At 71.3% G+C, this 25,632-nt stretch carries 26 protein-coding genes; 7 read left to right on the top strand and 19 right to left on the bottom strand.

Annotated elements, in window-relative coordinates:
- Positions 1–3: 3 nt before the first annotated feature.
- On the bottom strand, positions 4–1,422 hold the full coding sequence (gene aceF / locus PSEJ35_RS0104610) for a dihydrolipoyllysine-residue acetyltransferase (protein WP_028916777.1): 1,419 nt from the start codon (positions 1,420–1,422) through the stop codon (positions 4–6).
- Positions 1,423–1,856: 434 nt separating this feature from the next.
- On the opposite strand from aceF, the gene PSEJ35_RS0104605 reads away from it, so the two are divergent.
- Positions 1,857–2,480, top strand: coding sequence for an OmpW family outer membrane protein (locus tag PSEJ35_RS0104605; protein ID WP_028916776.1), 624 nt, complete (start codon positions 1,857–1,859; stop codon positions 2,478–2,480).
- 79 nt (positions 2,481–2,559) lie between these two features.
- Here the strand turns inward: PSEJ35_RS0104605 and PSEJ35_RS0104600 are convergent, their stop codons facing one another.
- Together PSEJ35_RS0104600 and PSEJ35_RS0104595 are read right to left on the bottom strand one after the other, a co-directional pair.
- Positions 2,560–3,120: a hypothetical protein gene (locus PSEJ35_RS0104600; protein WP_028916775.1), complete on the bottom strand. Its 561-nt coding sequence runs from the start codon at positions 3,118–3,120 to the stop codon at positions 2,560–2,562.
- 69 nt (positions 3,121–3,189) lie between these two features.
- Positions 3,190–4,086 (bottom strand): DMT family transporter, encoded by an 897-nt coding sequence (locus PSEJ35_RS0104595; protein ID WP_028916774.1) that lies wholly within the window; start codon positions 4,084–4,086, stop codon positions 3,190–3,192.
- Between the two features lie 174 nt (positions 4,087–4,260).
- Here PSEJ35_RS0104595 and PSEJ35_RS15395 point away from each other — a divergent pair, with 174 nt between their 5' ends.
- The 3 genes from PSEJ35_RS15395 (at position 4,261) to PSEJ35_RS0104580 (ending at position 6,092) form a co-directional block, all read left to right on the top strand.
- Positions 4,261–4,938: an HAD hydrolase-like protein gene (locus PSEJ35_RS15395; protein ID WP_051412499.1), complete on the top strand. Its 678-nt coding sequence runs from the start codon at positions 4,261–4,263 to the stop codon at positions 4,936–4,938.
- A 90-nt stretch (positions 4,939–5,028) separates the two neighbouring features.
- The gene (locus PSEJ35_RS0104585; protein ID WP_028916773.1) at positions 5,029–5,511 is read left to right on the top strand and encodes a YajQ family cyclic di-GMP-binding protein; all 483 of its coding nucleotides are present in this window, start codon (positions 5,029–5,031) and stop codon (positions 5,509–5,511) included.
- Entirely contained in the window at positions 5,511–6,092 is a 582-nt protein-coding gene (locus PSEJ35_RS0104580; protein WP_028916772.1) for a DUF1415 domain-containing protein, read from the top strand. The genes PSEJ35_RS0104585 and PSEJ35_RS0104580 overlap by 1 nt, the downstream gene beginning before the upstream one ends.
- 35 nt (positions 6,093–6,127) lie before the next feature.
- Here PSEJ35_RS0104580 and PSEJ35_RS0104575 read toward each other — a convergent pair whose 3' ends face one another.
- Genes PSEJ35_RS0104575 through PSEJ35_RS0104565 form a run of 3 tightly spaced genes read right to left on the bottom strand, consistent with a single transcriptional unit; the run spans position 6,128 to position 8,591 of the window.
- Positions 6,128–6,814, bottom strand: a complete 687-nt coding sequence (locus tag PSEJ35_RS0104575; protein WP_037082468.1) for an HAD family phosphatase — start codon at positions 6,812–6,814, stop codon at positions 6,128–6,130.
- 5 nt (positions 6,815–6,819) lie between these two features.
- Positions 6,820–7,530 carry a 16S rRNA pseudouridine(516) synthase gene (locus PSEJ35_RS0104570; protein ID WP_028916770.1) on the bottom strand — a complete coding sequence of 237 codons (711 nt, stop codon included), beginning with the start codon at positions 7,528–7,530 and terminating at the stop codon, positions 6,820–6,822.
- 8 nt (positions 7,531–7,538) lie between these two features.
- The gene (locus tag PSEJ35_RS0104565) at positions 7,539–8,591 is read right to left on the bottom strand and encodes a class I SAM-dependent methyltransferase (RefSeq protein ID WP_028916769.1); all 1,053 of its coding nucleotides are present in this window, start codon (positions 8,589–8,591) and stop codon (positions 7,539–7,541) included.
- Positions 8,592–8,755: 164 nt separating this feature from the next.
- On the opposite strand from PSEJ35_RS0104565, the gene PSEJ35_RS0104560 reads away from it, so the two are divergent.
- Positions 8,756–8,974 (top strand): DUF6522 family protein, encoded by a 219-nt coding sequence (locus PSEJ35_RS0104560; RefSeq protein WP_028916768.1) that lies wholly within the window; start codon positions 8,756–8,758, stop codon positions 8,972–8,974.
- A 68-nt stretch (positions 8,975–9,042) separates the two neighbouring features.
- Here the strand turns inward: PSEJ35_RS0104560 and PSEJ35_RS0104555 are convergent, their stop codons facing one another.
- The 5 genes from PSEJ35_RS0104555 to PSEJ35_RS0104535 all read right to left on the bottom strand — a co-directional run bounded on the left by PSEJ35_RS0104555 (position 9,043) and on the right by PSEJ35_RS0104535 (position 13,711).
- Positions 9,043–10,080, bottom strand: a complete 1,038-nt coding sequence (locus tag PSEJ35_RS0104555; protein WP_028916767.1) for an aldo/keto reductase — start codon at positions 10,078–10,080, stop codon at positions 9,043–9,045.
- 123 nt (positions 10,081–10,203) lie between these two features.
- On the bottom strand, positions 10,204–10,584 hold the full coding sequence (locus PSEJ35_RS0104550) for a VOC family protein (protein WP_028916766.1): 381 nt from the start codon (positions 10,582–10,584) through the stop codon (positions 10,204–10,206).
- Between the two features lie 97 nt (positions 10,585–10,681).
- Positions 10,682–10,993, bottom strand: coding sequence for a GFA family protein (locus tag PSEJ35_RS15390; protein WP_051412498.1), 312 nt, complete (start codon positions 10,991–10,993; stop codon positions 10,682–10,684).
- A gap of 266 nt (positions 10,994–11,259) precedes the next feature.
- Complete coding sequence (gene alr / locus PSEJ35_RS0104540) at positions 11,260–12,330, bottom strand: alanine racemase (protein ID WP_028916765.1); 1,071 nt, start codon at positions 12,328–12,330, stop codon at positions 11,260–11,262.
- Between the two features lie 70 nt (positions 12,331–12,400).
- Entirely contained in the window at positions 12,401–13,711 is a 1,311-nt protein-coding gene (locus tag PSEJ35_RS0104535) for a D-amino acid dehydrogenase (RefSeq protein ID WP_028916764.1), read from the bottom strand.
- A gap of 154 nt (positions 13,712–13,865) precedes the next feature.
- Between PSEJ35_RS0104535 and PSEJ35_RS0104530 the strand changes: the two genes are divergently transcribed.
- Positions 13,866–14,360 (top strand): winged helix-turn-helix transcriptional regulator, encoded by a 495-nt coding sequence (locus PSEJ35_RS0104530; protein ID WP_028916763.1) that lies wholly within the window; start codon positions 13,866–13,868, stop codon positions 14,358–14,360.
- 265 nt (positions 14,361–14,625) lie between these two features.
- Here the strand turns inward: PSEJ35_RS0104530 and PSEJ35_RS0104525 are convergent, their stop codons facing one another.
- From PSEJ35_RS0104525 to PSEJ35_RS0104510, 4 genes are all read right to left on the bottom strand, one after another.
- Positions 14,626–16,806, bottom strand: a complete 2,181-nt coding sequence (locus PSEJ35_RS0104525) for a carboxy terminal-processing peptidase (RefSeq protein ID WP_028916762.1) — start codon at positions 16,804–16,806, stop codon at positions 14,626–14,628.
- Between the two features lie 163 nt (positions 16,807–16,969).
- Entirely contained in the window at positions 16,970–17,983 is a 1,014-nt protein-coding gene (gene lipA, locus PSEJ35_RS0104520) for a lipoyl synthase (protein ID WP_028916761.1), read from the bottom strand.
- Positions 17,984–18,486: 503 nt separating this feature from the next.
- A complete protein-coding gene (gene lipB, locus PSEJ35_RS0104515) occupies positions 18,487–19,137 on the bottom strand; it encodes a lipoyl(octanoyl) transferase LipB (RefSeq protein ID WP_028916760.1) in 651 nt (216 codons plus the stop codon).
- Positions 19,138–19,199: 62 nt separating this feature from the next.
- On the bottom strand, positions 19,200–19,478 hold the full coding sequence (locus tag PSEJ35_RS0104510) for a DUF493 family protein (RefSeq protein WP_028916759.1): 279 nt from the start codon (positions 19,476–19,478) through the stop codon (positions 19,200–19,202).
- A 164-nt stretch (positions 19,479–19,642) separates the two neighbouring features.
- Here PSEJ35_RS0104510 and PSEJ35_RS0104505 point away from each other — a divergent pair, with 164 nt between their 5' ends.
- Positions 19,643–20,695, top strand: a complete 1,053-nt coding sequence (locus tag PSEJ35_RS0104505) for a lipid A deacylase LpxR family protein (protein ID WP_028916758.1) — start codon at positions 19,643–19,645, stop codon at positions 20,693–20,695.
- Between the two features lie 73 nt (positions 20,696–20,768).
- On the opposite strand, the gene PSEJ35_RS0104500 is transcribed toward PSEJ35_RS0104505, so the two are convergent.
- From PSEJ35_RS0104500 to mltB, 4 genes are all read right to left on the bottom strand, one after another.
- Positions 20,769–21,734, bottom strand: coding sequence for a CsgG/HfaB family protein (locus tag PSEJ35_RS0104500; RefSeq protein ID WP_028916757.1), 966 nt, complete (start codon positions 21,732–21,734; stop codon positions 20,769–20,771).
- Positions 21,735–21,955: 221 nt separating this feature from the next.
- Positions 21,956–23,170 (bottom strand): D-alanyl-D-alanine carboxypeptidase family protein, encoded by a 1,215-nt coding sequence (locus PSEJ35_RS0104495; protein WP_028916756.1) that lies wholly within the window; start codon positions 23,168–23,170, stop codon positions 21,956–21,958.
- 109 nt (positions 23,171–23,279) lie between these two features.
- Complete coding sequence (locus PSEJ35_RS0104490) at positions 23,280–24,422, bottom strand: septal ring lytic transglycosylase RlpA family protein (RefSeq protein ID WP_028916755.1); 1,143 nt, start codon at positions 24,420–24,422, stop codon at positions 23,280–23,282.
- A complete protein-coding gene (gene mltB / locus PSEJ35_RS0104485) occupies positions 24,419–25,552 on the bottom strand; it encodes a lytic murein transglycosylase B (protein WP_028916754.1) in 1,134 nt (377 codons plus the stop codon). The genes PSEJ35_RS0104490 and mltB overlap by 4 nt, the downstream gene beginning before the upstream one ends.
- Between the last annotated feature and the right edge of the window lie 80 nt (positions 25,553–25,632).

Below are 25,632 nucleotides of genomic sequence, written 5' to 3'. Positions count from 1 at the left end.
TCCTTACAGCAGCACGCGGCGCATGTCGGCGAGGACCTGCGACAGGTAGCTGGTGAAGCGCGCGGCGGCGGCGCCGTCGATCACGCGGTGGTCGTAGCTCAGCGACAGCGGCAGGGTCAGGCGCGGCACGAACTGCTTGCCGTCCCACACCGGCTGGAAGCTGGACTTGGACACGCCCAGGATCGCCACTTCCGGCGCGTTGATGATCGGGGTGAACGCGGTGCCGCCGATGCCGCCCAGCGAGCTGATCGAGAAGCAGCCACCCTGCATGTCGGCCGGGCCGAGCTTGCCTTCGCGCGCCTTCTTCGCCAGCTCGCCCATTTCCTGGGCGATCTGCAGCACGCCCTTGCGGTCGACGTCGCGGATCACCGGCACGACCAGGCCGTTGGGCGTATCGGCGGCGAAGCCGATGTGGAAGTACTTCTTGAGGGTCAGGTTCTCGCCGGTCTCGTCCAGCGAAGCGTTGAACTCGGGGAACTGCTTGAGCGCGGCGACCGAGGCCTTCAGCAGGAACGCCAGCATGGTCAGCTTGATGCCGGACTTGGCCTTTTCCTGCTCCTTGTTGAGCTGCACGCGCAGTTCCTCAAGCTCGGTGATGTCGGCCTGGTCGAACTGGGTGACGTGCGGGATCATCGCCCAGTTGCGGGCGAGGTTGGCGCCGGAGATCTTCTTGATCCGCGACAACGGCCGGGTCTCGATCTCGCCGAATTTGGCGAAGTCGACCTTCGGCCACGGCAGCAGGTTGAGTCCGCCACCGCCCGCCACCGCGCCGGCCGGGGCCGACGGCGAAGCGCCACCGGCGAGCGCGGCCTTGACGAAGCGCTGCACGTCCTCGCGGGTGATGCGGCCGCCGCGTTCGCTGCCCTTGACCTGGAACAGGTCCACGCCCAGCTCGCGCGCGAACAGGCGCACCGCCGGCGAGGCGTACGGCACTTTTCCCGGCAGCACGCTGTCAGCGTTGAATTCCACCGGCGGAGTGCGCGGCGGATTGGCTTCCGGATCACTACCGGACGGCGTCGGTACGCGATCGGCCTGCGCGATCTCGCGCTGGGCCAGCTTGTCGGGCGCCGCGGACGGCGCCACCGGCTCGACCCTGGCGCCGGTTGCGGCGGTCTTCACCGGCGCGGGCGCGGCTTCGGCCTTCGGGGCTTCGGCCTTCGGCGCGGCGGGCGCGGCCTCGCCGGCGACCTCGATCAGCGCCACGACACTGCCCTCGGAGAGGGTGTCGCCGATCTTGACCTTCAGCTCCTTGACCACGCCGGCGAACGGCGCGGGCACTTCCAGCGTGGCCTTGTCCGACTCCAGCGTCACCAGTCCCTGGTCCTTGGCGACGGTGTCGCCAACTGCGACGAGGACTTCGATGACGGGGACGTCGCTGTAATCCCCGATATCGGGGACGCGCGCTTCCTTGATTTCGGCCATGCCAGGACTCCGGCGGTTATGCGTGGGGGAAAGACCCCTATTGTGTCCGGCCTCGCCCCACCCGCCAACCTCCCGCACGAAACCGCGCGATGTCCCGTGGAGCCTGTCCCGGACAGGTTTCAGCGGTGACCGTCGCCGCATGCGACGGCCCGTTTCAGTACGCATGCGCATGTTCCGGCGTGCCGCGATGCGGAGGCGCGCGCCGGTGCTTTCACGGCGCATCGATGCCACCCGCCGGCCCCGGCGCGCTCACCCGCCGATGAGCTGCATGAACGTGGCGACGTCGCGCGATGAAGCAACCACGGGGCCTGCCGGCGACTGCCTGAACCGTCGCGACGACATGCGTCCGCGAGCCTGCGGAGGTTCATCCACGCGCCACTACGGTCGGGCGCGCCCACTCCAAGGGCACCAGAACAACAACAGGAGAACTCCCCATGCGGTCCATTCGAATCCTCTCCCTGGCCTTGATCCCGGCGCTGGCGGCCGGTTCCGCCTTCGCCCAGGACACCACCACCGACACCGCCTCCGGCAAGCGCTTTGCCGTCACCGGCGGCTTCGCCCACATGAATCCGTCCGACCCGGGCAATGGCCTGCGCGTGGACGGCGGCCCGGCGCCGACGCTGAGCGCCAGCTGGTACGCCAACGACAACCTCGCCATCGAGCTGTGGGGCGCGGCCGACAAGTTCGACCACCGCGTCCGCCAGGACGGCGTCGGCAAGCTGGGCACCGTGCAGCAGCAGCCGATCGCGCTGAGCGGCCAGTGGCACTTCGGCCAGGCCGACAACGTGTTCCGCCCGTTCGTGGGCGTGGGCTATTACGAGTCCAACTTCAGCAACGAGGACATCGGCGGCGACGGCCTGCACGTGGGCCTGTCCAACGCCAAGGGCGCGATCGGCACGATCGGCATGGACTTCAACATCACCCCGACCTGGTTCGCCCGCACCGACGTGCGCTACATGCATGGCCGCCCGGAGGTCCGCGTCGCCGGCGAAGGCACCGGCGAGAAGCTGAAGCTGGATCCGTGGACCGTCGGCGTGGGCATCGGCGCGCGCTTCTGACGCACGCCGGTTCCGCTGCAATCGCGAACGGGCCCCGCGGGGCCCGTTCGTTCATGCATGGAAGGCCGGGTAGGACGCCTCAGCCCGGCGAGCGGTCGTAGCCGCGGTGGCGTTCGAACCGCCGCACGCGCCGGTACAGCCCCAGCGACTGCGCCGTCGCATAGCCCAGCAGCAGCGCGCCGATCGCCAGCAGGCCGGCATGGCTGAGCCAGCCACTGTCCGGCCAGCCCGCGCCGAAGCCGCCGCGCATTCCCTGCACCAGCCCGGCACCCAGCCGCACCGCCACCAGCAGCACCAGCCCCAGGGCGATGACGCGGCTGGAGCGGTAGTACAGGCCCTGCGGCGTCGGCTCGAAGCGGGTCAGCGCATGGCCGAGCGCGCCCAGCAGCAGTCCCGCCGGCCAGGCCAGCGCCACGTAGGCCCAGGCCGAGGGCCAGAAGTGCCCGGCCACCAGCACGAACAGCAGGAACAGCAGGCTCGAGCCCAGCGAGGACCACCACGCCAGCGCCATCGCCCAGCCGCGCGCGCGCCGGCGCGAACCGGCCAGGCGCCAACGCTGCCACAGCGACAGCGGCAGCAGCACCAGCAGCAGGGACAGCGCCAGCAGGATCGCCAGCGGCACGGCAAGCAGCAGGGGCATGGTCCGCTTCCGGATGGCCAGCCCGCAGGCTAACCCGTCCCGCCGCGGCTTCGCGTCACGCCGCTGTGGTCACGGCTGGTCGAGCGTCGCGCAGCGGGCAGTACGGGTCACGCGTTCGCGCCGCAGCAGGTACAGCCCGCTGGCGACGATGATCGCCGCGCCGACCCAGGTCATCGCATCCGGCAGGGTGCGCCACAGCAGCCAGTCCCAGCCGATCACCCAGACCAGGCCGGTGTATTCCAGCGGCGCGATCATCGAGGCGTCGCCGCGCATGAACGCCGCGGTCAGCGCCACCTGGCCCAGCGCGCCGGCCAGGCCCATGCCCAGGATCAGCCAGGCGTGCTCCAGGCGCAGCGGCACCCAGCCGGGGATCGCGGCCACGCCGGCGCCCACGGCCATGATCAGCAAGAACCACACCACCATCGACTGCGGCGTGTCGGTGCGGGTCAGCAGGCTCACGGTCACCGCGGCCACGGCGTAGGCGGTGGCCGCCAGCAGCACCATCAGCCCGGGCAGCGAGACCAGCCCGTCGGCGCCGGGCCGCAGCACCACGATCACGCCGACCAGGCCAATGGCGATGGCGGTCCAGCGCCGCGGCCCCACCCGTTCGCCCAGCAGCGGCACCGACAGCGCGGCCACCAGCAGCGGCGCGACGAAGTAGATCGTGTACGCGGTGGACAGCGGCATCCGCTTCAGCGCGAACACGAAGCAGCCGATCATCGCCATGCCCAGCACGCCGCGCAGCAGGTGCAGGCCCCAGCGCACCGGCACGATCGAACGCGGCCCGGCGGTGGCCAGCACCCAGGCCAGCACGAACGGCAGCGAGGCGGCGCCGCGCAGCAGGGTCACCTGCAGCGGCGGGTAGTGCGCCGACAGCAGCTTCATGCCCGCGTCCATCAGCGAGAAGCTGGCCACGGCCGCGATCATCCAGCCGGCGGCCGCCAGGTTCGAACGGGGGAGGGTCATGCCCGTATTGTCCGCCGATCCGCGCCGGCGTGCGCGTGATGGAAGTCGCGGGCCCGGCAGGCGGCAGCCTGGCCGAGGATCCGCTACGGCCGGCTCCCACGACAGGCTTCCGTTCAAGCAGGCGCGTGTGCCGTCGGGGATGATGCGCGCTCGTGCATCCATGCCTCCGTTCCGATGACCGTCGCGCCACCGTCCCCGCACGCATCCGCCCTTGACCGGCCCTGGGACCTGGTCGCCTTCGACTTCGACGGCACCCTGGTCGACTCGTTCGCGCTGTTCCTGGAGGTACACAATGAACTGGCCCCGCACCATGGCTTCGCCCGGATCGAACCGGGGCAGGTGGAAACGCTGCGCCAGCTCGACGCGCGCGCCCTGGTCCGCCATCTGCAGGTGCCGGGCTGGCGGCTGCCGCTGATCGTCCACCAGGCGCGGCGGCTCATGGCCGCACGCCGGACCCGCGTGGCGCCCTTCCCCGGCGTGGTCGAGGCCCTGCGCGAGCTGCACGCCGGCGGCACGCGCCTGGCCCTGCTGACCTCCAACGCACGCGCGACCTGCGAGCAGGTGCTCGGTCCGCGCGACTGGGCGCTGTTCGAGGACACGGTCTGTGGCGTGTCGCTGTTCGGCAAGGCCGCCAAGCTGGCACGGCTGGCGCGCCGCGCCGGCGTCGCCCCGCAGCGCGTGCTCTACGTCGGCGACCAGCTCGGCGACGGCGAGGCCGCGCGCGCCTCGGGCATGGGCTTCGGCGCGGTGGGCTGGGGCTACATGCCGCTGTCGTCGCTGGAGGCGTGCAATCCGCAGGTGCGCCGGCAGCAGCCGACCGACCTGGCCCAGCTTGGCGCGGCCGCGCGCTGATGCCACCGCGAGGATCTGCCGCGGCGTGGCGGCCCCTGCCCGGTGGCGTGGGATAATGCGCCGCGATCCTGTTTCCCACCGGTGCCCGACATGCCCTCCTTCGACATCGTCTCCGAAGTCGACCGCCACGAACTGACCAACGCGGTCGACCAGGCCAGCCGCGAGCTGACCACCCGCTTCGACTTCAAGGGCGTGGACGCGAAGTTCGCGCTGGAAGACAACACCATCAGCCAGTCGGCGCCCAGCGACTTCCAGCTCAAGCAGATGACCGACATCCTCAAGCAGCGCCTCACCGCGCGCGGGATCGACATCCGTTGCCTGGAATTCGGCGACATCGAGACCAACCTGGCCGGCGCGCGGCAGAAGATCACGGTCAAGCAGGGCATCGAGCGCGAGACCGCCAAGAAGATCCAGGGCGCGCTGAAGGACGCCAGGCTCAAGGTCGACAGCCAGATCAACGGCGACAAGCTGCGGGTCAACGGCAAGAAGCGCGACGACCTGCAGGAAGCCATCGCCCTGCTGCGCAAGGGCGACTTCGGCATCCCCCTGCAGTTCGAGAACTTCCGCGACTGATGGCCGGCGACGACGCCAACGCGCCGCCTCCCGGCGCCGGGGAAGCCCTCGAAGCCACCCGTCGCTGGGTGGAACGGGCGGTGATCGGGCTGAACCTGTGCCCCTTCGCCAAGTCGGTGTACGTGCGCGAGCAGGTGCGCTTCGAGTACAGCGACGCGACCACCCCGGAGCAGCTGCTGGAGCACCTGGGCGAGGAACTGCTGCGCCTGCGCGACACGCCGGCCTCGCATACCGACACCACCCTGCTGGTGCATCCGCACGTGCTGCAGGACTTCATGGACTACAACGACTTCCTCGACGAGGCCGACGCCCTGGTCGAGGCGCTGGAGCTGGACGGCATCCTGCAGGTGGCCAGCTTCCACCCGGACTACCGGTTCGCCGGCAGCGATCCGGACGACATCGAGAACTACAGCAACCGCTCGCCCTACCCGACCCTGCACCTGCTGCGCGAGGAAAGCATCGACCGCGCGGTGGAGGCGTATCCGGAGCCGGATCCGATCGTCGAGCGCAACTACCAGACCCTGCGCAGGCTCGGCCACGAGGGCTGGCGCAGGCTGTTCGAGGACGACGCGGCGTCCTGATCCGGAGCCGCGCGCCACGGTCCGGCGCGGCCACTTCAGGCCTGTTCGGCCAGCCGCGCTTCCAGCAGCCGCTGCGCCTCGGCCAGCGAGGCGACGATGCGGTGGCCCAGCGCGCGCACTTCCTCGTCCGGGGCCAGCATGTCCGGCACCTGCACCGGGGTCATGCCGGCGGCCAGCGCCGCACGCACGCCGGTGGGCGAATCCTCCAGCACCAGGCAGCGCGCCGGCTCCACGCCGAGCCGCTCGGCGGCCAGCAGGTACACGTCCGGCGCCGGCTTGGGCCGGGCCACGTCGCTGCTGGTGCAGACCGCGTCGAAGTAGTCCAGCAGCCCGGCCGCCCGGAGCTTGGCGATGGCCAGTGGCCGGCGCGTGGAGGTCGCCACCGCGCGCGGGATGCCGCGCGCGACCAGCAGCCGCAGCAGCTCGACGATGCCGGGCCGGTGGTCGATGCCGGCCGCGGCCACCGCGTCGTACAGCGCGCCGGAGCGGGCCAGCAGCGCATCGGCCGCGTCCTCGCCGACGCGCCCGGCCAGCATCGCCCGGCACACCGCCTCGCCCCTGCCGACCATCGCCAGCCACAGCGCGTCCGGCAGGTCGTGGCCCAGCTCGCGCGCGGCGCGGGCCATGCAGGCGTTGATCGCGCGCTCGCTGTCGAGCATCAGCCCGTCCATGTCGAACACCACCGCCTGCGGCGCGAACGGCAGCGGGGCGACGCCGGGCACCGGGCTCACGGCGTCGCCCCGGCGAACAGCCGCGCCACGTCGCCTTCGTCAAGCGCGCGCCACTGCCCTTCCGGCAGCCCGTCCAGGGCCAGCCCGCCGACCTGCGGTCGATGCAGCGCCTCGACGTGGTTGCCGGTCGCGGCGAACATGCGCCGCACCTGGTGGTAGCGGCCCTCGTGCAGGACCAGGCGCGCGCGGCGCGGGCCCAGCACTTCCAGTCCCGCCGGCAGCAGCGGCGTGCTTTCCGATTCCAGCATCAGCGTGCCGCTGGCGAACAGTTCGGCCTCGTCGCCGCGCAGGTCCCGCGCCAGGGTGGCTTCGTACACCTTGGGCAGGCGCGATTTCGGCGAGACGATCCGGTGCAGCAGCGCGCCGTCGTCGGTGAGCAGGAGCAGGCCGGTGGTGTCGCGGTCCAGGCGGCCGACCGTGGACAGCACCGGGTCGCGCAGGCGGAAGCGCGGCGGCAGCAGGTCGTAGACGATGCGGCCCTTGTCCTTGGTCGAGCAGGTGTAGCCGGCCGGCTTGTGCAGCATCACCACCAGGCCCGGTGGCGGGTCCAGCGGCTCGCCGTCCACGCGCACGTTGTCGTGGTCCAGCGGATCGTCCTGGTACAGCACCTCGCCGGCGGCGTCGGTGACGCGGCCTTCGCGGAACATCCAGGCCACTTCCTTGCGGCTGCCATAGCCGAGGTTGGCCAGGTGCTTCACCAGTTTCATCGACTTGCTCAACGCTGCGCTCCCTTCGTCGCCTCGATCACCTTGAATCCGCCGCCCTCGGCCAGCACCCGCGTCGCGTCGAAGGCCTGCACCAGCGTGGCCTCGTACGGCAGGTGGCGGTTGGCCACGATCAGCAGCCGCCCGCCCGGCCGCAGCGCCTGCGCGGCGACCTCGATGAAGCGTTGGCCCAGTTCGGGCCGGTCGCCGCGGTCGTGGGCGTGGAACGGCGGGTTGCTGACGATGAAGTCGTAACCGTCCGCGGGCAGGCCGGCGGTGACGTCGTGCCAGTGGAAGCCGAGCGCGACCCTGGTCGCGTGCGCGGCGAGGTTGCCGCGGGCCAGCTCCAGCGCGCGCGCCTCGGCCTCGTACAGGTCCAGCGCCTGCACCGCCGGCGCGCGGCCCAGGACCTCGTCGGAAAGGTAGCCCCAGCCTGCGCCCAGGTCGGCGCCGCGGCCGCGCAGGTCGGCCGGCAGGTGCGCCGCCAGCAGCGCCGAGGCCGGGTCGATGCGGTCCCAGGCGAACACGCCCGGACGGCTGGTATAGCGTCCGCCCAGGATCGGCCGCGGCGCATCGGCGACGCGCCAGCGCGCGGCCAGTTCCGCATCGCGCGGCCCGGCCAGCGGCGGCGTCCAGAACACGCGGCAGTGGAACTTGGTCAGCGTGCCGTCGACGCCGGCCAGCTGCTGCAGGTCCTTCTCACGCGAGCGCGCGCCCTCGTCGTTGGCGGCGGCGGCGACCACGCGCGCGCCCGGCGCCGCCAGGTCGACGGCGCGGGCCAGCAGCGCCTGCGCCTCCTCGCGCTGGCGCGGCGGCAGCACCAGCACCAGCGCGGCCTCGCCGGCGCCCTGCAGTTCCGGCTGCGCCTCCAGCCCGGCCTGGCGCAGGCCGTCGGCCAGCGGGCGGAAGCCCTGCTCGCAGCGCAGGTTGGCGAGCGGACGGCGGCGCAGCGGCCAGCCGTCGCGAGCGCGCAGGAAGGCGATCGCTCCCTGCGACGGCCACGGCAGCGCGCCACTGTCGAACGGCAGCAGCAGGGCCTTGAGGGGTTCGTCGTCGGCGGTCACGCGGCACGGCTGGGAGTCGGGGGGCAGCCATTATCGGTGATCGCCGTCGCGGCCGGGTCGCGGGGGCCGCCGCCGGTCCTGCCGCCGAATGGCCGTCACCTGACCGGGATCAAGGCAGAGGCGGCCACCGGCGGCGATCCTGCGGGTCAGGACGGGACCGGCGCATGCCTTCACCTCAGCTGGAAATCGACGGCCGCCAGGTCGCCCGCGCGCTCGACCTGGACGTGGACAGCTTCCGCCGGCTGATGGACGACGGCCGGATCGCGGTGCTGTGCGAGCGCGGCACCGGCGAGGACGCCGGCACCTGGCGTGCCTCGTACTACTACCAGGGCCGGCGGGCGCGCTTCCTGGTCGATGCGCGCGGCCGCATCCGCCCGGCCTGAGCACGGGCGGATGCACCGCTGCACCGGCAGGGCCGGGCAAGCCCGGCTCCCGCGTCGGCGCGCACGGCTCAGTCCAGCGGCGTCGGGTTGCGGTACTTGAACGCGGACTGGTGCCAGTACGGATACGGCTTCTGCACCTCGCTGGCGGCATCGAGCCTGGCCACCTGCGCGGCGGTGAGGTTCCAGCCCACCGCGCCGAGGTTCTGCTTCAGCTGCTCCTCGTTGCGCGCGCCGATGATCACGCTGGACACGGTCGGCCGTTGCAGCAGCCAGTTCAGCGCCACCTGCGGCACGGTCCTGCCGGTTTCGGCGGCGACCTCGTCCAGCGCGTCGACCACGCGGAACAGGTATTCCTCAGGCACCTGCGGGCCGGAGTCGACCGCGGTCTGCGAACGCAGGCGGCTGGATTCGGGCAGCGGCTGGCCGCGGCGCAGCTTGCCGGTGAGGCGACCCCAGCCCAGCGGACTCCACACCACCGTGCCCACGCCCTGGTCGTGCGCCAGCGGCATCAGCTCCCACTCGTAGTCGCGGCCAACCAGCGAGTAGTAGGCCTGGTGCGCCACGTAGCGGGTCCAGCCGTAGCGGTCGGCGGTGGCCAGCGACTTCATCAGGTGCCAGCCGGAGAAGTTGGACACGCCCAGGTAACGGATCTTGCCGGCCTTCACCAGGTTGTCGAGGGTCGACAGCACTTCCTCCACAGGCGGGCGCGCGTCGAAGCCGTGCAGCTGGAACAGGTCGATGTAGTCGGTGCCCAGCCGCTTCAGCGCCGCGTCGACCGCGTTGATCAGGTGGTAGCGAGAGGAGCCGACCTGGTTCTCGCCCTCGCCGAAGCGGAAGGTGGCCTTGGTCGAGATGATCAGCGAGTCGCGCGGGCGGCCCTTGATCGCCTCGCCGAGGATCGACTCGGCCGCGCCTTTCGAATACACGTCGGCGCTGTCGAACATGTTGAGGCCGGCCTCCAGGCAGATGTCGACCAGGCGCCGCGCTTCGGCGACGTCGGTGCTGCCCCAGGCGCTGAACAGCGCGCCGCTGCCACCGAAGGTGCCGGTGCCGAAGCTCAGGACGGGGACGCGGAAGCCGGAACGGCCGAGATAGCGGTATTCCATGGAAGTGTTCCTCGGGGGAGTAGGGTCCAGGCGCGACATTTCACTCCCTCGCGGCGGCACCGCCAAGCCCGCCGGTGGGATGCTGGGTTGCCGGCGGTCGCACCGCCGCACGGCGACGCCGCATCACATGCCCGGTGCCGGCTGCCACAGTTCGATCTTGTTGCCTTCCGGATCGACCACCCAGCCGAACCTGCCCTGCTCCGACTCCTCGGTCCTGTCCAGCACGTTGCAGCCTTCGCTGCGCAGGGCGGCCAGCAGCGCGTCCAGGTCGGCGACGCGGTAGTTGATCATGAAGGAGGCCGTGCCCGGTTCCATGTACCGGGTGTCCTGCGCGAACGGACTCCACACCGTGATCCCGGCCTCGCTGCCCGCGCCGCCCCAACGGAACAGCGCGCCGCCCCAGCCGGTCACGTCGAGGCCGAGGTGCCTGCCGTACCAGGCGCCGAGCCCGGCCGGATCTTTCGCCTTGAAGAAGATGCCGCCGATGCCGGTGACGCGTTTCATGGGACCTCCGGGCAGGTGTGTTGCGGACGGATTGCCCGCGGTGCGGGTCCCGTCTCGATCCGGATGCGGGGGAGTCGGGCAGGCCCGGCTCCACGGGTCAGTCCCAGGCTTCGATACCGGGCGGCAGCTGCACCCAGGCGTGCTTGTGCTCGCCGTAGACGGACACGGTCGGCGCCGGGAACCGTGGATCGGCGAATGCGCCGACCGGGATCGCCACCGCGTCGGGCACCGCGTCCATCAGGTAATACACCGTGTCGCCGCACGCCGGGCAGAAGTGGAAACGCGCCGTCGTGCCTTCGTCGCCGGTGCGCGCGAACTCGCTGCTGCGCCCTTCGATCCGTACCCCCTCGCGCGGGAAACGCGCCTGCACCGCGAACACCCCGTCGATGCTGCGCGCCTGCGACGGCATGCGCAACCGCAGCTTCGAATCCGTCGGCGAGATCGAAGCCCGCCGCCGCGCGGTTCTGTCCGTTGGAATGATAGGTCGCGCGCATCGACTGCAGCCGGACCTCGAGCAGGCGCCCGGAGCCGCGCGGTTGCGCTTTCCGGATCGCTGGCTCCCTCATGGCCGCACATGGGGTACGGCCAGCGCTGTTCGATTGTGTGTGTGGTGCGGTGCCGCCGGTCACGGCACCCGCATGCAGGCACCGCGCCCGGCGTGCGGGCGCGCGACGCTCAGCCGCGGTACTCGAGCGGCACGCGCTTCACCGCGCACAGCAGGCGATAGGTGCTGGTCTGGCTGTGCGCGACGACTTCGCCGGCCGGGACCTGGTTGCCCCACAGCTCGACGCGGCTGCCGACGCCGGCCTGCGGATGGTCGGTGAGGTCGACGGTCAGCATGTCCATGGACACGCGCCCAGCCAGGCGGCCGGGGCGTCCGTCGATCGCCACCGGCGTGCCGTTGACCGCGAACTGCGGGTAGCCGTCGGCATAGCCCATCGCGACCACGCCGATGCGGGTCGGCGCTTCGGTGACGAAGCGCGCGCCATAGCCCACCGGTTCGCCGGCGGGGAGTTCGCGCACCGCGATCACCTTCGACTCGAGGGTCATCACCGGGTGCAGCTGCGCGGCCAGTGCGTGCGCCTGCGCGAACGGCGACACGCCGTAGAGCATCAGCCCGGGCCGCGCCCAGTCGGCGCGCGCGTCGGGCCAGCCCAGCAGCGCCGGCGAGTTGCAGATGCTGGTCTGGCCGCCGAGGCCGGCGGTGGCCTCGGCGAAGGTGGCCAGCTGCTGCGCGGTGCGCGCGCAGTCGAGCTCGTCGGCGCGCGCGAAGTGGCTCATCTTCACCGCCACCTCGACGTGGGGCAGCGCCTGCAGCCTGCGCCAGGTGTCGGCGTAGGCGGCCGCATCGATGCCGACGCGGTGCATGCCCGAATCCAGCTTCAGCCACACGCGCAGCGGCCGCGGCAACGGCGTGTGCTCCAGCGCCTCGACCTGCCACGGCGCGTGCACCACCGTCCACAGGTCGTGTTCGAGCAGCAGCGGCAGTTCGCTGGCTTCGAAAAAGCCTTCCAGCAGCAGGATCGGCTTGCGGATGCCGGCCTCGCGCAGCACCAGCGCTTCCTCGATGCAGGCCACGGCGAAGCCGTCGGCTTCCGGCTCCAGCGCGGCGGCGCAGCGCACGGCGCCGTGGCCGTAGGCATCGGCCTTCACTACCGCCAGCGCGCGGCCGCCGCCGAGGCGTCGCGCGAGGCGGTAGTTGTGGCGCAGGGCCTCCAGGTCGATCAGGGCGCGGGCGGGACGCATGCGGGGGAACGGCTCCGGTCGGGCCGGCGCGCGCGGCGCGCCGGGCTTCGGGTGCGGGGGAAGACCCGGATCAGCGCGACATTGTCGCCGGAACCGGCTCGCCGCCGGCATCGGCGACCGCGGCGCCGCCGTAGCGCGAGATGTCCAGGCCTTCGCGGCTGATCTGGGTCGGGCGGTGGGCGATCACGTCGGCCAGGTAGCGGCCGGAGCCACAGGCCATGGTCCAGCCGAGGGTGCCGTGGCCGGTGTTGAGGTACAGGTTGCGCAGCGCGGTCGCGCCGACGACCGGGGTGCCGTCCGGGGTGGCCGGGCGCAGGCCGGTCCAGAAATCGGCGCGCTCGATGTCGCCGCCCTTCGGATACAGGTCGCGCACGCACTTCTCGAGCGTGGCGCGGCGGCGCGGGTCCAGCGACAGGTCGAAGCCGGAAACCTCGGCCATGCCGCCGACGCGGATGCGGCGGTCGAAACGGGTGATGGCGATCTTGTAGGTCTCGTCCAGCACGGTGGAGACCGGGGCCATCGCCGCGTCGGTGATCGGGATGGTCAGCGAGTAGCCCTTCAGCGGGTACACCGGCAGGCGGATGCCCAGCGGCTTGAGCAGCTTCGGCGACCAGCTGCCGAGGGCCAGCACGTAGCGGTCGGCGGTTTCCAGCTTGCCGTCGATGCGCACGCCGGTGACGCGCCCGCCGTCGGACTCGATCGCCTCGATGTTGGCGCTATAGCGGAACTCGACGCCGCGCAGGCTGGCCAGCGCGGCCAGGCGCTCGCAGAACAGCTGGCAGTCGCCGGTCTGGTCGCCCGGCAGGCGCAGGGCGCCGGCGAGCAGGTCGCCGGCGGCGGCCAGCGCCGGTTCGACCCTGGCGATGCCGGCGCGGTCGAGCACTTCGTACGGGACGCCGGCCTCTTCCAGCACGGCGATGTCGCGGGCGGCCGCGTCGAGCTGGGCCTGGGTGCGGAACAGCTGGGTGGTGCCGAGGCGGCGGCCTTCCCAGGCCAGGCCGGTTTCCTGGCGCAGTTCGTCCATGCAGTCGCGGCTGTACTCGGCCAGGCGGACCATGCGCTCCTTGTTCACCGCGTAGCGACTGGCGGTGCAGTTGCGCAGCATCTGCGCCAGCCACAGGTACTGGTCCGGGTCGAGGGTCGGCTTGATCGCCAGCGGGGCGTGCTTCTGGAACAGCCACTTGAGCGCCTTCAGCGGCACGCCGGGGGCGGCCCAGGGGGAGGCGTAGCCGGGCGAGATCTGCCCGGCGTTGGCGAAGCTGGTGGCACGGGCCGGGCCGGCCTCGCGGTCGACCACGGTCACTTCGAAGCCGGCGCGCGAGAGGTACCAGGCGCTCGCCACGCCGATCACGCCACTGCCCAGAACCAGAACGCGCTGCATCGTGTTTTCCTCGGTTTCAGGCGCTTCCACTGGCTGAATGGGGAAGACGCCGGCAATGCGCGCATTGTATTGGTGGTTTCGTGGGAATTTTTCCCGTATTTTGGCGTGAAGGCAGTTGTTATTCCCGTCAGAAACGCTTCCAGCGGAGGTTTCCATGCCCAGCCCCCGACCGGCCCGCCAGCGCGAGCTCGACCGCATCGACCGGCACATCCTGCGCATCCTCCAGCAGGAGGGCCGGATCTCCTTCACCGAGCTGGGCGAGCGGGTGGGGCTGTCGACCACGCCGTGCACGGAGCGGGTGCGCCGGCTGGAACGCGACGGTGTGATCGAGGGTTACTACGCGCGGCTCAACCCGCACCACCTGGAGGCGGGGCTGCTGGTGTTCGTGCAGATCAGCCTGGCCTACAAGTCCGGCGACATCTTCGAGGAGTTCCGGCGGGCGGCGCTGAAGCTGCCGAACGTGCTGGAGTGCCACCTGATGTCGGGCGACTTCGACTACCTGATCAAGGCGCGCATCTCGGAGATGGCGTCGTACCGCAAGCTGCTCGGCAGCAGCCTGCTGACCCTGCCGCACGTGCGCGAGTCGAAGAGCTACATCGTGATGGAGGAGGTCAAGGAGACGCTGGCGCTGGAGGTGCCGCCGGTGTAGCGGCGGTCATGCCGCGTCTTCGGATTCGTTCCGGTCGTGGCTTCGTTCGCTGCCCCCCTCACACGGCGGGAGGGACTATCGGCCGCGCCGCTGTTGTAGAGCGGGGCTTGCCCCGCTGCTTTTCACGACGGTCGGGACATCAGGTGTGGGAGCCGGGCAAGCCCGACTCCACGGGAGGCGGATCCGTCGGTGCCGGGCCCGGGGCAGCACAAAGGGAAACGGCGGCCGATGGCCGCCGTTTCCAGGTCGCGTCAGGGCGCCGGGGTCATTCGGCCCAGCGGATCGCCGAGGCGGTCTTCGGCAGGACCTGGGCGGTCAGCGGGCGGTCCTCCTCGAGCAGGCCGATGGCGTCGGCCAGGATCGCGGCGGCTTCGCGCTGCAGCGGGTCAGGGCGCTTCTCGGCGGCCTTCTCGCGCTCGGCGTCGCGGACCACGTCGCGCTCGGCGGCGGTCAGGCCGTCGTCGAAGTCCTCGGCCAGCGGGTCCAGGTCCAGGCCCTTGGCCTTGCGGATCGCCTGGCGCTCCTTGCGCTGGGCTTCCTGGCGGTCGCGCTCGGCGCGGCGCTCGGCCTCGTTGAGCGAGAGGTACTTCTTCGCCGCCTCGGCGCGATAGTGCGCCACGTCCTCGCTCCACCAGCGGAACTCGAGGTCGTCGGCGATGCGCTGGGCGTGCAGCTGCTGCAGCTGCGGCAGCAGCGGGGCGAAGTTGCCGTAGCGCGCGTGCGGGACCGCGGCGATGCGGGTCCACGGCAGCGCGTTGTCGTAGGTGCTCTCGCCGAACTCGTTGGCGTCCACGCTCAGCGGATAGGCGATGTCCGGGACCACGCCCTTGTTCTGGGTGCTGCCGCCGTCGGCGCGGAAGAACTGGGCGATGGTCAGCTTCACTTGGCCGTAGCGCGGGCCCTCGCCGGCGGCCGGCCAGCGGTCCAGGTCGAGCAGGTTCTGCACCGTGCCCTTGCCGAAGGTGGTCTCGCCGATGATCAGGGCGCGGCCGTAGTCCTGCATGGCGCCGGCGAAGATCTCCGAGGCCGAGGCCGAGCCGCGGTTGACCAGCACCGCCAGCGGGCCTTCCCAGGCCACGCCCGGGTTGCGGTCGCTGTAGACCTGCACGCGGCCGCCGGATTCGCGCTGCTGCACCACCGGGCCCTGGTCGATGAACAGGCCGGTCAGCTGCACCGCCTCGTCGAGCGAGCCGCCGCCGTTGTTGCGCAGGTCCAGGACCACGCCGTCCACGCCCTTCTGCTTGAACTCGCCGAGGATGCGGGCGACGTCGCGGGTGGCGGAGGTGTAGTCGGTGCCGTTGCGGCGGCGGCCTTCGAAGTCCTGGTAGAACGCCGGCAGCTCGATCACTCCGATCAGGCGCTGCGCCGAGCCGTTCTGCGCCGGGATCGTGTAGGTCTTGCTCTTGGCGGCCTGCTCGGCCAGCTGCACGCGGGCGCGGGTGAGCACCACGCTGCGGTGCCCGCCGTCGATGCCGCTCTCGGCCGGGATGTACTCCAGGCGCACCTGGGTGCCCTTGGAGCCGCGGATCTTGCCGACCACGTCGTCGATGCGCCAGCCGATCACGTCCTCGACCGGGCCCGACTTGCCCTGGCCGACGCCGACGATGCGGTCGCCGGGCTTGAGCGTGCCGTCCAGCGCGGCCGGGCCGCCGGGGATGATCTCGCGGATCACCACGAAATCGTCCTGGCGCTGCAGCTGCGCACCGATGCCTTCCAGCGACAGCGACATCTGCTGGTTGAAGTTCTCGGCACTGCGCGGGTTGAGGTAGGCGGTATGCGGATCGACCGAGGCGGTGTACGCGTTGAGGAACAGCGTGAACACGTCCTCGCTCTTGAGCTCGGCCACCGAACGGGAGACCTGCGCGTAGCGCTTGTCGAGCGTCTTGCGGATCTCGGCCGGCTCCTTGCCGGCGAGCTTCAGCCTCAACCAGTCGTTCATCACCGACTTGCGCCACACGTCGTCCAGGGCGGCGGCATCCGGCGCCCAGGGCTTGTCCTTGCGGTCGTACTCCCAGCGCTCGTTGCCGGTGAAGTCGAAGTCCTGCTTCAGCAGCTTGCGCGCATGCGCCACGCGCTGGTCCACCCGCTCGCGGTAGACGGCGAACATGGCGAAGGCCGCCGAGGGATCGCCCTGGCGCACCGCGTTGCCCAGCTGGTGCCGGTACGGCTCGAAGCGGGCGATGTCGGCCGCGGTGAAGAACTGCTTGTTCGGATCCAGCGCCTCGAGGTAGCGGCGGAAGATGTCTTCCGACAGCGCGTCGTCGGCCGGGCGCGGGCGATAGGCCAGGCGGCTGTCCGACAGCACGCCGTAGACCATCTTGGAAATGGTGGCCTGGTCCGCGGTGGGCGCGACCGCGACCTGGTCCTTGCCGTCCGTGCGCGCCAGCAGCGCGAGCGGGGACAGGAGCAACAGGGCAAGCAGGGGGGCGGCGAATCTGCGGTTCATTGAGTACTCGTGGCCGGCGTCAGGCCGGTCGGGACAGGCTGCTGGGGGCTGTGACCGGGAAACAGTGCCGGAAGTTGCCGTGGCCTGTTTCCGCCGGTCAGCTGCAGGCTAGCTCCCGCGGCGTACGGAAAAGTGAACGGAACCGCCGGGGCCGGGACCGGACTCAGGCCGCGACCCCGGCGCCGGCCGCCTGGCGGTCGGCGTGGTAGGACGAACGGACCATCGGCCCGGAGGCGACGTGGCTGAAGCCCAGCTCGTAACCGTAGGCCTCCAGCGCCTTGTATTCCTCCGGCGTCCAGTAGCGCAGCACCGGGTGGTGGTGCACGGTCGGCTGCAGGTACTGGCCGATGGTGACCATGTCCACGTCGTGCGCGCGCAGGTCGCGCAGGGTGGCCTGCACCTGTTCCAGGGTCTCGCCCAGGCCGAGCATGATCCCGGACTTGGTCGGGATCGACGGATGCCGGGCCTTGAACTCCTTGAGCAGGGTCAGCGACCACTGGTAGTCCGCGCCCGGGCGCACGTTGCGGTACAGGTCCGGCACCGTCTCGATGTTGTGGTTGAACACGTCCGGCGGGTTCTGCGCCAGGATCTCCAGCGCCCGCTCCATGCGGCCCTTGCCGCGGAAGTCCGGGGTCAGGATCTCGATCCGGGTGCCCGGCGAGCGCTCGCGGATCGCGGTGATGCAGTCGACGAAGTGCTGGGCGCCGCCATCGCGCAGGTCGTCGCGGTCCACGCTGGTGACCACCACGTACTTCAGGCCCATGTCGGCCACGGTGTTGCCGAGGCTGGCCGGCTCGTTCGGATCCGGCGGCTTCGGGCGGCCGTGGGCCACATCGCAGAACGAGCAGCGGCGGGTGCAGACCTCGCCGAGGATCATGAAGGTCGCCGTGCCGTGGCCGAAGCACTCGTGGATGTTCGGGCAGCTGGCCTCCTCGCAGACCGTGACCAGGCGGTTCTCGCGCAGCTTGGCCTTGAGGTTCTGCACGGCGTTGCCCGACGGGATCCGCACGCGGATCCACGACGGCTTGCGCAGCACCGGCGCATCGGCGAACTGGACCGGCGAACGGCCGATCTTGTCGCCGCCGAGCTGCTTGGCGCCCGCCTCCAGCGGCGCGGCCGACGCGGCGTTCTCGGACAGGACCTGGAGCGGGATCGTGCGGGGGGCGGGCGTACTCATGGCGCCTATTGTAGGCCGCAGGCGCCCCCGGCGCCCGGCACGGCCGGTTACGGGGGTGAAACGGGGCGTGGCGGTGGATGGAACGGCTAGGGACGGCGATTCGCCCCGCCGGGCGTGAAGGTGTCGGCCGGGCCTCGCGGGCGCAAGCGCGCCACCTGCGACCGGGCCGGCTGCAGGCAACCGACCCTCTCCCCCCGGCCTGTCTCCCTCTGGAAGAAGGGATCAGCAACGAAGCCACGACCCAAACGTGCCGGAAGACGCGGTAGCGCGAAAAAGCGTCTCGCTGAACGATGCGTCCAGGGCGCTGGCGCGTGGCGACGCGCCAGACGGCGCCGGCGCCCACCTTCAGTCCCTGCGCGGACGCGGAACCGCGCGATGCGGCGTACCCCCGCGCTGCCGCGGCTCCGTCCGAAGCCCGCTCAACCCAATGCCGTTGCTTTTGCCGTTTCTGTTGCTGTTGCTGTTGTCCTTGCTGCTGTCACGGGAACAACAGCGAGCGACCGTCAGCCCGCCAGCTGCGCCGGCAACCCGTCGCGCGCCTGGAGTTCGAGGCCGAACTGCCGCGCGATCTGCTCCAGCAGCACCGGCTTGACCGCGTCCATCGACGACGGACCGCCAAGGTCCTGCAGCGACGTCACCTGCAGGCCCTGGTAGCCGCAGGGATTGATCCGGTGGAACGGCTCCAGGTCCATGCCGATGTTGAAGGCCAGCCCGTGGAAGGTGCAGCCGCGGCGCACGCGGATGCCCAGCGCCGCCACCTTGGCCCCGCCGACGTAGACGCCCGGCGCGCCTTCCCTGCGTTCGCCACCGACATTCCACTCGTCGAGCGTGTCGATGATCGCCTGCTCGATCCGGCACACGTATTCGCGCACCCCGATCCCGATACGGCGCAGGTCCAGCAGCGGATACAGCACGATCTGCCCCGGCCCGTGGTAGGTCACCTGCCCCCCGCGATCCACGTGCAGCACCGGGATCCCGCCCGGCGCCAGCACGTGTTCCGGCTTGCCCGCCTGGCCCAGGGTGAAGACCGGCTCGTGCTCGACCAGCCACAGCTGGTCGGCCGTGTCCTCGCCGCGCGCATCGGTGAAGGCCTGCATCGCCCGCCACACCGGCTCGTAGGGCTGCCGTCCCAGGTCGAACACCGTCGCCGGCAACGGCGCGCGCGCGCGCGCCGGATCGCTCGCGCCATCCCGCGGCGCAGGGCAGGCCGTCGCGTTCACAGCGTCCACTTCACTTCGGGGTGGTCGCGCAACGCCTGGTGGGCGCGGTCGTACTGCTCACGGCTTTCGGCACGGAAGCCGAAGCGCACGGACACGTACTTGCCGTTGGAAGAGTGCTTCCACTGGATGCTCTCTTCCAGCACTTCCACGCCGGCCTCGCCCAGCAGCTTCGGCAGTTCGGTCTCCAGCCCCTTGTCGGCCGCACCCATCGCGCTGAGCTCGAAGGTGCCCGGGAACTGGAAGCCGTGCTCGGGATTGTCAGAACGGATTTCCATTGCGGCATTATCGGGCCGCCTCCCGGCAAACCCAACCCCGCTGCGACCGGCGGTCGGCCACCGCATGAAACGCAGCGGTGCGCACGGCGGGCTGGTGGCACCCCGCCCACTCCCCCATGGTCTGCCCCGCTCCGCGCGCTGCGCGCCCACGGAATCCCCACCACATGCCACCTGTTTTCCGCCATCCCCTGGCAGCCCTGGCCCTGGCGGCCGCCACCCTCCCCGCGCACGCGGCCGACCGCTGCCAGGACAACGTGCTCCGGCAGACCCCGCCGGCGGTGAATTTCCGCGTCGACAACGACCTGTTCGGCGGCCAGGACCAGGGCTATACCAACGGCGCGCAGCTGACCTTCGTGTCGCCGAACCTGAAGGACTACACCGACGACCCCTGCCTGCCGCGGCTCGCGCGCTGGGCCAACCGCCACCTCGAACGCCTGCAGCCGGGCCGCTTCGACCAGCAGAACATGGTCTTCTCGGTCGCGCAGAAGATCTACACGCCCACCGACTACACCCGCCGCGACCTGGTCGGAGACGACCGGCCATACGCGGCGGTACTGCTGGCCAGCTTCGGCTACAACGCGCGCAACGACTCGCAGCTGGCCACCACCCAGCTGCAGCTAGGCGTGGTCGGCCCGGCCGCGCTTGGCCGCCAGGTGCAGGACGCCGTGCACAAGCTCACCGGCAGCGAGCGCTTCCTCGGCTGGGACAACCAGCTGCGCAACGAGCCGGTGGTGCGCCTGGTGCACGAACGCATGCGCCGCTGGCCGCGCGATGCCGATACGAACGCCAACGGCTGGGGCTGGGATGCGATCACCCACTGGGGCGGGGCGGTCGGCAACCTCAGCACCCACGCCAACGCCGGCGCCGAGGTGCGTTTCGGCTGGCGCCTGCCCGACGATTTCGGCAGCACGCCGCTGCGCCCGGCCGGCGAGAACACCGCCCCGCCCGCCCGCGGACGCCATCCGGGCTGGTCGGCGCACATGTTCCTCACCTCCGACGCGCGCTGGGTGCTGCGCGACATCACCCTGGACGGCAACACCTTCCGCCGCAGCCACAGCGTCGACAGGAAGCCGCTGGTCGGCGAGATCGGATACGGCCTGGCGGTGACGCGTGGACGCTGGAAGCTCGCCCTGGCGCGCTACCACGGCACGCGCGAATTCGAAGGCCAGAAGGAGCGGCCGGTATACGGCAGCTTCACCATCAGCCGCATGCTCTGAGCGGCACCCTCGCCGGAAACGCGAACGGGGCGGCACCACGCCGCCCCGTTCGTCGTATACCGCTGGCGCGGGCCTACTTCGCCAGCTCGGTCATCGCCGAGTTGACCCAGCCCTTGTTGCCCAGCTCGTCCTCCACTTCCCACATCTGGCCGTCCTTCTCGCCGGTGGGATACAGCAGCATGCCCGGATCCAGCTCGCGCACCGCCTTGCCGGAGCCCTTCGAGTTGGCCAGCAGGCGCGCCGGCTTGGTCACGCGCAGCGCCTGGGTGACGTTGGCCTCCGAAGCGTTGTCGGGCAGGCCACCCAGCTGTTCGATGATGTCGGTGTAGGCCTGCAGGTAGGCCAGGGTGATGACCTGGCCGATCTCGGTGTTGGCGTAACCGCCGGCACCGGCCGCGCCGAAGCCGCCGCCGCTGAACAGGCCGCCGCTGGCACCCCAGCCGATGTCGGTCTTCTTGGCGCTGCCCTCGGCCATCGCCACCTGCTCGGAGGAACGCACGTCGGTGATGGTCAGGACCACGTCGGCGGTCTTCTTCTTGAAGTTCAGGCCGCCGATGAGGGCGCCGGCGTTGCCGCCGACCAGGCCGCCGATCAGGCCGCCGATGGCGTTGCCGCCGGCGTTGCTGTTGGTCGAGACCAGGTCCGGGATCATCACGTAGTCGGCGGCCTTGATCTGGCCCTTGCCGATGTTGGAGCCGCGGCGCAGGTCGCCCTCGGAGGCCAGCGCGCGCTCGGCCTGGGCGGCGGCCATGCCGGCGCCGCGGTCGACCAGGGTGAAGCAGCGCGACTTGTTGACGAAGACCTTGATCAGCTTGGACGGCGCCGGCAGCTGCTGGCCGGTCCACCAGTTCACCGCATCATCCGGCTCGATCACCGAGATGGTGCCCAGCGGCTTGGCGCACACCGGGATCTGCGCGGTCTGCTGCTTGCGCTGCTCCTGCGCGCTCTGGCGCTGGGCCGAAGCCGGGCCGGCCACGCACAGCATCACGGCGAGCAGCCCGACGGCCGAGGCGACCGCCCCGGAATTCCCTTTACGCATGTCGATTTTCCCCACTCTGGTTTGGTATAGCGACGGGTCGCCGCGGCCACCGATCCATCGAGGCCATCCCTTCCCCTCGCCGGGCAATCATAGATCACGCGAATGGGCTGGGCACCCGGCCATTCGACACCCGGCCATTGGTCAGGGGTGTCCAGGGCCGGAAAACACGACAGCCGGCTTGCGCCGGCTGTCGGAGGTACTGCACGGAGGGGCGGAGCCGCTTACTCGGACTCCCACCACATCCAGAACGCGTCCCACAGGCGCTTGAAGAAGCCGCCCTCCTCCACCGCCGACACCGCCACCAGCGGCGCCTGCGCCAGGACCTGGCCGTCGAGGGCGACCTTGACCGTGCCGATCTGCTGGCCGGCCGCGATCGGCGCCACCAGCGACTTGGGCACCTCCATGCTCGGCTTCAGCTCGGCGTAGCGGCCGCGCGGCACGCTCACCAGCAGCGGCTCGGCCACGCCCAGCTGGACCTGGCCGGCCTTGCCCTTCCACACCTTCAGCTGCGCCACCGGCTTGCCCGGCTCGTAGAGCTTGTGGGTCTCGTAGAAGCGGAAGCCCCAGTTGAGCAGGGCCAGGCTGTCGTCGGCGCGCTGCTTCTCCGAGCCGGCGCCCATCACCACCGCGATCAGGCGCTGGTCGCCGCGCTTGGCCGAGCTCATCAGGCAGTAGCCGGCGCCGGAATGGTGGCCGGTCTTGATGCCGTCGACGCTCGGATCGCGCCACAGCAGCAGGTTGCGGTTCGGCTGGGTGATGCCGTTGACCGTGAACTCCTTGATGCTGTTGTAGGCGTAGGACTCCGGGTAGTCGCGCACGAAGGCGCGCCCCAGCAGGGCCAGGTCGCGGGCGGTGCTGTAGTGCTCCGGCGCCGACAGGCCGTGGGCGTTGACGAAGTGGCTGTTCTTCATGCCGATCTTCGCCGCGTAGCTGTTCATCAGGTCGGCGAAGGCCTCCTGGGTACCGGCGACGTGCTCGGCCAGGGCGATGGCGGCGTCATTGCCCGACTGCACGGCCATGCCCTTCTCCATGTCCACCAGCGGCGCGCGCTGGTTGACCGGGAAGCCGCTGAAGCTGCCGTCGGTGCGGGCGCCGCCCTCGCGCCAGGCGCGCTCGCTCATCAGCACCTGGTCGTCGGGCTTGACCTTGCCGGCGGCCATCTCGGCGGCGATCACGTAGGCGGTCATCACCTTGGTGATGCTGGCCGGCTCCACGCGCGCGTCGACGTTCTCGCCGGCCAGCACCTGGCCGGTGGCGTAGTCCATGACCAGCCAGGCGGTGGACTTCGCGGGGGCCGGCGCCGCGGGGATGGCGACGGCGGCGGGTGCGGCGGCTTGTGCGGGGGCCGGTGCCGGCGCCTGGGCGACGGCCAGGCCGACGGCGAACGTCGAGGCCAGCGCGACGGCGAAGACGCCAGTGGCGGGACGGAACTTCATGCGGACGGGGACTCCAGCTGGGCCGGCAACGGGGCCGGCAGGACGGACAGGGCGCCGGCGAAGATGGCGGCGCAAGGGAGGAATTGTAATCGGCAGCCCCGGCGCGGCCTCATTCGCGGACCAGCTGCGGCGCACCGAAACCCAGACCGGCGATGCGCCCGGCGAGTTCCGCGGCGTCGTCGCTGCCGGCGGCGACCCGCAGCCGCCACATCTGGCGGCCGCCGGCGACCACGTCGTCCAGGCGGGCCCCGGCGATGCCGGCGGCGAGCAGGCGTTCCAGCGCGCGGCGGGCGTTGTCCAGGCTGGAGAAGCTGGCCACCTGCAGGACCTGGCCGGACGAAACCGGGGCCGCCGGAGCCGCTGCGGCGGCCGTGGCCGGCGCGGGCGTGGCGACCTCGACCTTCGCCACCGGGGTGACCGACACCGGCGCCTGGGCGAAGCTGCCCGTGGTCGACGGCAGCGCCTGCACCAGCTGGTCCAGGCCGGTGGCCGGGGTCGCCGGCGAGGTCACCGCCGCGCCCCTGGCACCGGCCGCCGGGCCGGACGCGGCCGGCGACGCGGCGACCGGGTTGCCTTCGTCGCCCGGTTCCAGCGCGCGCACCTCGACCCGGCCGGTGCCGCGGGCGACGATGCCCAGCTTCACCGCCGCCGCATAGCTGAGGTCGATTACCCGGCCGTCGTGGAACGGACCGCGGTCGTTCACCCGCACCACCACCGACTTGCCATTGTCGAGGTTGGTGACCCGGGCGAAGCTGGGCAGCGGCAGGGTCTTGTGCGCGGCGGTGAAGGCGTACATGTCGTACACCTCCTGGTTGGAGGTGCGGCGGCCGTGGAACTTGGCGCCGTAGTACGAGGCGATGCCCTGCTCGACATAGCCGCGCGGACGGTCCATCACGTGGTACTGCCTGCCCAGCACGGTGTACGGCGAGCGGTTGCCGACCGGCGAGCGCGGCTCGGCCACGACCAGCGGCTCGGGGATGCAGTCGACGTTGGGGATGTAGTCCGGCGTGGTGTCCTTCACGCCCGGCTTGTACAGGCCGCCGGCGACATAGTCGCCACGGGTCGAAGGATCCTCCTCCGCCGGCTTGTAGGGCGACACGCCGGTGCAGCCCGGCGGCAGCGCCGCGGTGGCGCCATGGCTGGCGTGGCCGGATACCGCCGCGCCGTGCGCCCGCCCGTGCCCGTCCTTCTTCGGCGCGCTGCCGCAGGCGGCCAGGCCGAGGACCAGCAGCACCAGCAGCCAGCGCTTCATGCCGGTGGCAGCTCGCGGCCGGCGATCGCCTCCGACAGCTGGAACACCGCCATCGCGTACATCTTGGAGATGTTGTAGCGGGTGATCGCGTAATAGTTGCGGAAGCCGAGCCAGTACTGCGGCCCGGCGCTGCCTTCCAGCGACACCGGGGTGGCGGTGGCGCCGCCCGGCACCGGTTGCCGGGCGGTGTAGCCGCGCGCGGCCAGCGATTCGAGGCTGTGCTCGGGCGTCCAGTCCTCGGGATTGAACGGCTCGCGGCCTTCGGCCAGGGTGGCCGGCACCGCGATCGGGCCGCCGGCGACCCAGCCGCCCTTCTTCACGAAGTAGTTGGCGACCGAGGCGAACACGTCGTCGAGGCTGTTGAACAGGTCGCGGCGGCCGTCGCCGTCGCCGTCCACGGCGAACTGGCGGTAGCTCGAAGGCATGAACTGGCCCAGGCCCATCGCCCCGGCGTAGCTGCCCTTGAGTGTGGTGATGTCCAGCTTCTCCTCGCGGCCCAGCGCGAACAGCTGCGCCAGTTCGTCGCGGAAGAACAGTTCGCGGCGCACCTCGCGCTCGAGTTTCGCCGGATCGCCGCTGCGCGGGTAGCGGAAGGCCAGGGTGTACAGCGCGTCGAGCACCGAGTAGCGGCCGGTGTTGCCGCCGTAGCTGGTCTCCACGCCGATGATCGCCACGATCACCTCGGCCGGCACGCCGGTTTCGGCCTGCACCTTCTCCAGCGCGGCGCGGTTCTTCGCCAGGAAGGCACGACCGCCGTCGATCCGCGCCTGGGTGATGAACATCGACCGGTATTCATGCCACGGCTTGACCCGTTCGGCCGGGCGCGACATCGCCGCGACCACGCTGTCGAGGAAATTCGCCTTCGCCAGCGTCGCCTCGATCTCCGCGGCGGGAATGCCGAAGCGCGCGGAGGTGTCGCGGATGAACTGCGCGCGCGCGGTCTCGAACGGCACCGGGGTCAGGTCCACCGCGGGCGCGGCGGCGTTCTCGGGCGCGGCTTCGGCCGGCACCGGCGCCGATGCGGGCGCGGGAACCGGGGTGGACGCGGGCGGAGACGCCAGCTTCGCGTCCTTCGGCACGCAGCCGAACAGGACGAGGGCGAGCAGGCCAGTCAATGCGGGCTTCATCATCGTCGGCAGATTAGCATCGCCCGCAGGGGCGCGGAACCGCGTTTTCCGCGGCGTTCAGCGTCGCCGCGCGACGTGGCGCG

This window comes from Pseudoxanthomonas sp. J35 (assembly GCF_000513995.1).
GTDB lineage: Bacteria > Pseudomonadota > Gammaproteobacteria > Xanthomonadales > Xanthomonadaceae > Pseudoxanthomonas.
This window is presented reverse-complemented; position numbering and strand designations above follow the sequence as displayed.

What these genes read in the sequence shown, in the direction of transcription:
- PSEJ35_RS0104555 (WP_028916767.1), bottom strand. Translation starts at nt 10,080, where the DNA reads ATGGAATACCGCTATCTCGGCCGTTCCGGCTTCCGCGTCCCCGTCCTG.
- aceF (WP_028916777.1), bottom strand. Translation starts at nt 1,422, where the DNA reads ATGGCCGAAATCAAGGAAGCGCGCGTCCCCGATATCGGGGATTACAGC.
- alr (WP_028916765.1), bottom strand. Translation starts at nt 12,330, where the DNA reads ATGCGTCCCGCCCGCGCCCTGATCGACCTGGAGGCCCTGCGCCACAAC.
- PSEJ35_RS0104525 (WP_028916762.1), bottom strand. Translation starts at nt 16,806, where the DNA reads ATGAACCGCAGATTCGCCGCCCCCCTGCTTGCCCTGTTGCTCCTGTCC.
- PSEJ35_RS15395 (WP_051412499.1), top strand. Translation starts at nt 4,261, where the DNA reads ATGACCGTCGCGCCACCGTCCCCGCACGCATCCGCCCTTGACCGGCCC.
- PSEJ35_RS0104510 (WP_028916759.1), bottom strand. Translation starts at nt 19,478, where the DNA reads ATGGAAATCCGTTCTGACAATCCCGAGCACGGCTTCCAGTTCCCGGGC.
- PSEJ35_RS15390 (WP_051412498.1), bottom strand. Translation starts at nt 10,993, where the DNA reads ATGCCGTCGCAGGCGCGCAGCATCGACGGGGTGTTCGCGGTGCAGGCG.
- PSEJ35_RS0104505 (WP_028916758.1), top strand. Translation starts at nt 19,643, where the DNA reads ATGCCACCTGTTTTCCGCCATCCCCTGGCAGCCCTGGCCCTGGCGGCC.
- PSEJ35_RS0104495 (WP_028916756.1), bottom strand. Translation starts at nt 23,170, where the DNA reads ATGAAGTTCCGTCCCGCCACTGGCGTCTTCGCCGTCGCGCTGGCCTCG.
- PSEJ35_RS0104500 (WP_028916757.1), bottom strand. Translation starts at nt 21,734, where the DNA reads ATGCGTAAAGGGAATTCCGGGGCGGTCGCCTCGGCCGTCGGGCTGCTC.
- PSEJ35_RS0104580 (WP_028916772.1), top strand. Translation starts at nt 5,511, where the DNA reads ATGGCCGGCGACGACGCCAACGCGCCGCCTCCCGGCGCCGGGGAAGCC.
- PSEJ35_RS0104490 (WP_028916755.1), bottom strand. Translation starts at nt 24,422, where the DNA reads ATGAAGCGCTGGCTGCTGGTGCTGCTGGTCCTCGGCCTGGCCGCCTGC.
- PSEJ35_RS0104530 (WP_028916763.1), top strand. Translation starts at nt 13,866, where the DNA reads ATGCCCAGCCCCCGACCGGCCCGCCAGCGCGAGCTCGACCGCATCGAC.
- PSEJ35_RS0104560 (WP_028916768.1), top strand. Translation starts at nt 8,756, where the DNA reads ATGCCTTCACCTCAGCTGGAAATCGACGGCCGCCAGGTCGCCCGCGCG.
- PSEJ35_RS0104585 (WP_028916773.1), top strand. Translation starts at nt 5,029, where the DNA reads ATGCCCTCCTTCGACATCGTCTCCGAAGTCGACCGCCACGAACTGACC.
- PSEJ35_RS0104600 (WP_028916775.1), bottom strand. Translation starts at nt 3,120, where the DNA reads ATGCCCCTGCTGCTTGCCGTGCCGCTGGCGATCCTGCTGGCGCTGTCC.
- lipA (WP_028916761.1), bottom strand. Translation starts at nt 17,983, where the DNA reads ATGAGTACGCCCGCCCCCCGCACGATCCCGCTCCAGGTCCTGTCCGAG.
- PSEJ35_RS0104550 (WP_028916766.1), bottom strand. Translation starts at nt 10,584, where the DNA reads ATGAAACGCGTCACCGGCATCGGCGGCATCTTCTTCAAGGCGAAAGAT.
- PSEJ35_RS0104595 (WP_028916774.1), bottom strand. Translation starts at nt 4,086, where the DNA reads ATGACCCTCCCCCGTTCGAACCTGGCGGCCGCCGGCTGGATGATCGCG.
- PSEJ35_RS0104535 (WP_028916764.1), bottom strand. Translation starts at nt 13,711, where the DNA reads ATGCAGCGCGTTCTGGTTCTGGGCAGTGGCGTGATCGGCGTGGCGAGC.
- mltB (WP_028916754.1), bottom strand. Translation starts at nt 25,552, where the DNA reads ATGATGAAGCCCGCATTGACTGGCCTGCTCGCCCTCGTCCTGTTCGGC.
- PSEJ35_RS0104570 (WP_028916770.1), bottom strand. Translation starts at nt 7,530, where the DNA reads ATGAAACTGGTGAAGCACCTGGCCAACCTCGGCTATGGCAGCCGCAAG.
- PSEJ35_RS0104605 (WP_028916776.1), top strand. Translation starts at nt 1,857, where the DNA reads ATGCGGTCCATTCGAATCCTCTCCCTGGCCTTGATCCCGGCGCTGGCG.